The sequence below is a fragment of the Methylobacterium sp. WL7 genome (assembly GCF_008040085.1).
GTDB lineage: Bacteria > Pseudomonadota > Alphaproteobacteria > Rhizobiales > Beijerinckiaceae > Methylobacterium > Methylobacterium mesophilicum.
Genome location: NZ_VRVG01000313.1, coordinates 1 through 1,218, shown reverse-complemented (window position 1 = coordinate 1,218; position 1,218 = coordinate 1). Strand labels below are relative to the sequence as shown.

The window sequence follows — 1,218 nt, the reverse complement described above, 5'->3', positions numbered from 1 at the left end:
GCAGCCACCGGTCCAGATCCTCACGCCATCCACCAGCACCTGACATCGCGAGCACCCACGCTCATGGCCGTGGCAGGCGAATCCGCAAAAACCTCCAGCGTTCCCTCAATCTACCAAAGTAGTGCTAGGCCACATGGGCGCAAGCAGCGCTCCGCCAGCAGCATCGGACTTGCCGATTAACTTAGCCGCCCATCTTTTTAATATATTTTGCCGGATACAAATTTTATTGCCTTGCAGATTTAAGCAAAGCGCCGATACCAATCGGATTTCCGCATGTCAATCTTAGCGTTATTTGTAGATTCGGATCAAATACGCCAAGAATTTAATTGCCGTTACTTGTAAACTCTCCGCTATTCGCAGGTAAAATATTGCCGCGATACGGCCTGATCAAATGAATCCGATGCAACACGATCAGGATCGCGCGTGCGATATCGTCCGATATGGAAAATTCCGGTCGCCTTGGCCCGTGACGACGATCGATATCGAGGCGTGGGGGCTGGTCCCCCTGCGATCGTCACCCGGTCCCGTGTGGAAACGCGCTGAGGTGTTTTTCGGAGTCGTCCATCATGCGGCCAAGCAGCGTGTCCCGGCCTAGAGGCGACGAAGGCGTGGAGGCCGGACTGATGCGCGTTCACCCCGCGTCGCGCAGGGGGATCCGGTACCGTTGCGGTATCCCGGAGATCCGGTCGCCGCGAACTGAGCTCACCCGAACGCGTGGACGCGCTTGACGATCACCTGAGTCCTTTCGGTCGGGGGTTGGACGCCCGTCCGGCCCGCGAGTTCCCTCTCGACCCTCCGTTCGAGTTTCCGCGCGCGCGAGATATCGAAGCGGGTCTGCATCTCCATCAGCATTTCCATGCGGGACCCGAACACCTTCTCGATCCGTAGAGCCAGTTCGGCCGTGAGTGGGGCCTTCTCGTTCAGGAAGTCGGACAGCGTTTGGCGCGTCACGTTGAGCAGGCTGGCCGCAGCCATGACGGCCAGGTTGCGCGGCTCAAGGACATTGCGACGAACGAACCCGCCAGGATGGCAGGGATTCTCTGATACATAAGGTGAATTCATAATGATTCCCTCACTGGATTTTGAACCATCAACGAATAGGTGACAGATCGAAACCTGCTATTTTAGATGATATGGCATTAAAACTTATCTCTCCTTGGGGATCGAGAATTTTACGCTACAGATCAAAAAGGTTCCGTGATTTTTTCAACACTGAAA

1 protein-coding gene is annotated in these 1,218 nt (G+C 55.3%); it reads right to left on the bottom strand.

Annotated elements, in window-relative coordinates; genetic code table 11:
- Positions 1-702: 702 nt before the first annotated feature.
- Positions 703-1,062 (bottom strand): HigA family addiction module antitoxin, encoded by a 360-nt coding sequence (locus FV233_RS29480; protein ID WP_147857412.1) that lies wholly within the window; start codon positions 1,060-1,062, stop codon positions 703-705.
- Positions 1,063-1,218: the final 156 nt, after the last annotated feature.

Coding starts and splice junctions, on each gene's coding strand:
- FV233_RS29480 (WP_147857412.1), bottom strand. CDS start 1,062: ATGAATTCACCTTATGTATCAGAGAATCCCTGCCATCCTGGCGGGTTC.